6 protein-coding genes are annotated in these 3,743 nt (G+C 58.6%); 3 read left to right on the top strand and 3 right to left on the bottom strand.

Translation table 11 applies throughout. The annotated features are described in order from the left end of the window. Positions 1 to 52 precede the first annotated feature (52 nt). From NW819_RS07120 to cobU, 3 genes are read right to left on the bottom strand one after another with little or no spacing between them, the layout of a single operon-like run. Positions 53 to 610, bottom strand: coding sequence for a hypothetical protein (locus NW819_RS07120; protein WP_414352032.1), 558 nt, complete (start codon positions 608 to 610; stop codon positions 53 to 55). Continuing rightward, positions 592 to 1,071 carry a CRR6 family NdhI maturation factor gene (locus tag NW819_RS07115; protein WP_414413328.1) on the bottom strand — a complete coding sequence of 160 codons (480 nt, stop codon included), beginning with the start codon at positions 1,069 to 1,071 and terminating at the stop codon, positions 592 to 594. The genes NW819_RS07120 and NW819_RS07115 overlap by 19 nt, the downstream gene beginning before the upstream one ends. 37 nt (positions 1,072 to 1,108) lie before the next feature. After that, positions 1,109 to 1,666: a bifunctional adenosylcobinamide kinase/adenosylcobinamide-phosphate guanylyltransferase gene (gene cobU, locus NW819_RS07110; RefSeq protein ID WP_414413327.1), complete on the bottom strand. Its 558-nt coding sequence runs from the start codon at positions 1,664 to 1,666 to the stop codon at positions 1,109 to 1,111. Positions 1,667 to 1,741: 75 nt separating this feature from the next. Between cobU and NW819_RS07105 the strand changes: the two genes are divergently transcribed. From NW819_RS07105 to ubiE, 3 genes are all read left to right on the top strand, one after another. Beyond that, positions 1,742 to 2,020 carry a hypothetical protein gene (locus NW819_RS07105; RefSeq protein ID WP_414413326.1) on the top strand — a complete coding sequence of 93 codons (279 nt, stop codon included), beginning with the start codon at positions 1,742 to 1,744 and terminating at the stop codon, positions 2,018 to 2,020. A 57-nt stretch (positions 2,021 to 2,077) separates the two neighbouring features. Beyond that, positions 2,078 to 2,881 (top strand): hypothetical protein, encoded by an 804-nt coding sequence (locus tag NW819_RS07100; RefSeq protein WP_414413325.1) that lies wholly within the window; start codon positions 2,078 to 2,080, stop codon positions 2,879 to 2,881. A 106-nt stretch (positions 2,882 to 2,987) separates the two neighbouring features. After that, on the top strand, positions 2,988 to 3,743 hold a 756-nt coding region (gene ubiE / locus NW819_RS07095; protein ID WP_414413324.1), incomplete at its 3' end, for a bifunctional demethylmenaquinone methyltransferase/2-methoxy-6-polyprenyl-1,4-benzoquinol methylase UbiE.

The raw sequence follows: 3,743 nt of genomic DNA, 5'->3' as shown, positions 1-3,743 counted from the left end.
CAGCGTAAATGTATCAGGAACGGTTCGAGCCGCAGGGATCAGTGGGTGGCGCTCAGTTCCTTGGTTGGGCAGCATTGCAGAGCAGCAGGGCATCTGGATCCCAAAGGATCTGCCCATCAAGAGCCATTCTCCCCAACACCGGCATTCCTACTTGGGCTTCCAGGCGCGGGATCAAAGTTGCATCCAGCTTTTCCAAGGCTTGGGGATCCCCAGTTTCGGTCAGGGATCCAATCAGCACCCACCCCAAACCGCGGGCCTTGGCTTGGCGCAACAGGGCGGCAAAAGCGGCAGCTTGGCTCAGAGCGGCCTCCCGCTGCAGCGTCAGCAGCAAGCTCAACCCCCACGCATGGGCTAGATCGGCCCAAGTTTGGCCTGGCCCCAGGGGATCGGCAACGCTGCCCGGCAAAACCAGTAGGGGATCTTTTTCTCCTGCCCACTCGGAGATTTGCTGCCAGAGGGCCTTTAGCTGAGCTTCCGAAGGGTTGGGATCCACTCTGAGCCGGCCCCAAGGGCGTTGAACCACCTGCTGCCAAGCGTCGGCCACTGCCGTAGCTCCTGGGATCCCCGGCCAGGTGTTGGCCACCATCACCTTCATAGCTCTGCCTCCCATAGGGCGAGAAACTCCGGCTGGATCTCGAAGCCAAACACCAAAGCCATATCCCGTAGCATGGAGACGGATCCCAGGTTCTGCTGCTTAAACCACCGCATCAACACAAAGATCTTCTGATAGACAAAGATCTCCAACGCTTCTGGGTTGTAAACAATACCCTCCCGAGGGTTGAATTGGTGGGGCACCATCATAGCCGCGTAACGGGCGAGTTCTCCTTGGCGCCAATTGAGAAAGTAGGGCATCCAGGGGTAGACTGTATCCCAACGAATAAACCACAGGCGCACCTCCGGGATCTCGGACAGCTCCCGTGGATCCTCAGGGCTGCGCGGCCAATCGATGGCGCATTGCACCTGCTGGGCAGCACGCACGGGATCGGCCATCAAGGTTTTCACCAGCTCATGGCCGGGGGTGAGATCCAGAGTTTGAATGGCCTTGGCAGGAAGGTAGAGGGTAATCGGCACGGCAACACAGCTATCTGGCTTGCAAATGCAGCTTATCTCAGCTCTGCTCTGTCTTGCTCGCCACTGGGATCCCTAGACGGGTGAGATCCAGGGCAAAACCTGCCGTTACCAAAAACACTTGGTCGGCCAGGGGAGCCAGCCTTTGGGTCAGTTCCCCCATCCGATCCCGAAACCGCCGCCCCAGTGGGTAAGCGGGCACCACCCCCCAGCCCACTTCTTCAGACACCAGGAGGATCTCCCCTCTATGGCTTTGCAAGGTTGCCAAGAAGGATTGCACCAAGGGATCCCATTCTGAAGAGGGACAGTCTAGGCCCTGCGCCACCCATCCCCCCAGCGAATCCACCAGCGCACAACAGGGCTGGGGCAACTTTTGCAGTTCTGCCCCCAAGTCCCTCCCGGTTTCCCAAGTCTGCCAACTGGAAGGCCGCCGTTGCCGGTGCTGTTGAACGCGCTCTGCCCATTCTGGGTCAGTCTCAGGATCGGGTTTCGGCCCGGTAGCCAGGTAGATAACCGGCAAGCCCGAAGCCGCAGCCAAACCCTCTGCCAGCCGGCTTTTGCCAGAGCGCACAGGGCCGCAGATCAGCACAATCGACATTACGCTGGAAATCCACTGACGTTTGAGATTAACCTAACAACAGCGCACTTGAACTTCAGGCTCAAAAGCCCGACCATGACAGATCCCAAGCCGATATCTTCGCCTGAACAAAAGGCTGCTTCGGCCTCTTTTCGATCTCCTCAACCGCTCTGGCTCAGCCTAGCGCTGGGGATCACCACTGCTCCCGTTTTGTTGGGCTTGGTCTTGGCAGATCGGGCCGGGAAATGGCTGGGATCCCTGAGCTGGGAAGATCCGGGTTGGTGGCTGGGGGAGCGGCTGCCCAACTTAGACAGCGCCCCGCTACAGGCCCATGAGCAACAACGCAAAAACTCTGCCCCGGTCGAGAACCCCTAGCTTCTCTGTCACTTTCGTATCATAGGAAAGCGAACTAGCAGCAGGAGTTAACAGCCTTTGCGTAGACCGGCCAAACCGTCTCAGGAGTTCGCCTCCACATTCTCGGGGGTGCTGTTCTGGCTGAGCGCATTTCTCTTCACAACGGTGTTGAGTGCTTGTCTGGGCTACCTATTTGGTCAGCGAGCTCTATCGGGGGTTTCTTCTCCTGTCACCGGCTCCGGTCAGGCTTCTCCTTCCCGCGAAGTTCGGGATCCCCGTACTGTGCCTTTGCTGAACGAGGCTGAGGTAATTGCAGCAGCCGAAGCCAGCCTTCGTCCGTCCCCAACTCCCACCCCCCTCTTTACCCCAGCACCCACGCCGGTTGCAACTCCCACTCCAACACCCACCCCCAGATTGTCTCCTGAATTGGCGGCGGCCCCGTCGCCAACTCCTCGCCCCGCCACCCCATCTCCTCCACCTTCTCGTTCCCGTCAGCAGGACGGAGTTCCTGCCCCGCCGGCGCCCACACCACCTCCGCCCCCCCTACCAATTGCCGCCGGTGGACAGGTCTCTATGCAGGTGCTCTCGGTTCGTCGCGAGGGAAGCCAAGTGGTTCTGAATGTAGCTATGCAAAACAACTCGGCAGAGACGGTGCGCTTTCTCTATAGCTTCCTGAACATTACTGACGACAATGGACGGTCAATCAGCGCGCTCACCCAGGGTTTGCCGGGGGAGCTGCCCCCCAATAGCCAAGTCTTCCAGGGAACCATCCGCATCCCAGCCTCGAGCCTAGCCGGATCCCGATCCCTGTCCCTGAGTTTGGCTGATTACCCCAGCCGCCGCCACCGAGTGGGAGCCAGTGGGATCCCAGTGCCGCCGTAACACCCCTCTTCCTTTAGCTTCAGACCACAGATCCGGTCATGTAGCGTTGCGGAGCAACAGGAGCAACAAAGTTTGTACGGGGAACATGAGGTGGAGTTGAGAAGAGGTGCCTAGCCCAACCTTTGAACAGCCTGAGGAAATCCGAGCGCTTTTTGACCGCATTGCTCCCCACTATGACTCCCTCAACCAAACCTTGAGCCTGGGCCTCCATCAGGTTTGGAAGCGTATGGCCGTGCGTTGGTCGGGCGCCAGCTCAGGAGGATATGTGCTGGATCTGTGCTGTGGAACCGGTGATCTGGCTCTGCAGTTGGCCCGCCGAGTAGGACGAAGGGGACATGTGGTGGGCCTAGATTTCTCTCCCGCCATGCTGGCGATTGCCCGGCGTCGCTCCCGGCTCTTCCCTGGCTACTCCCTGGAGTGGGTTTTGGGAGATGCCTTGGCCTTACCTTTTCCCGACAGTAGCTTCGATGCCATTACCATGGGCTACGGCTTGCGCAATGTAACCGATATTCCCCAAGCCTTGCGAGAGATTAGGCGAGTACTGAAGCCAGGACGTCGTGCCGCCATTTTGGATTTTCACCGCCCCACAGGGATCCCTCTTTGCGAACAATTTCAGCGCTGGTACTTGAACACTCAGGTGGTTGCCCAGGCCAAAACTTTGGGACTGGGATCCGAATATGCCTACATTGATCCCAGCCTAGATCGCTTTCCCTCTGGAGAAGAGCAACGACAAATGGCCCTGCAGGCAGGGTTTGCCAGTGCCAAGTTCTACCCCCTAGCGTGGGGAATGATGGGGGTATTGGTGATTGAGAAGTTTCGTATTGTTTCCATTAATTCCACTAATTCCACTTCCCCGAAGGGA

Source organism: Synechococcus sp. R8-2 (assembly GCF_047461715.1).
GTDB lineage: Bacteria > Cyanobacteriota > Cyanobacteriia > Thermostichales > Thermostichaceae > Thermostichus.
Note: the sequence above shows the minus strand (reverse complement) of the source record. Positions and strands in the feature narration are given on the sequence as shown.

What these genes read in the sequence shown, in the direction of transcription:
- NW819_RS07120 (WP_414352032.1), bottom strand. Translation starts at nt 610, where the DNA reads ATGGGAGGCAGAGCTATGAAGGTGATGGTGGCCAACACCTGGCCGGGG.
- cobU (WP_414413327.1), bottom strand. Translation starts at nt 1,666, where the DNA reads ATGTCGATTGTGCTGATCTGCGGCCCTGTGCGCTCTGGCAAAAGCCGG.
- NW819_RS07105 (WP_414413326.1), top strand. Translation starts at nt 1,742, where the DNA reads ATGACAGATCCCAAGCCGATATCTTCGCCTGAACAAAAGGCTGCTTCG.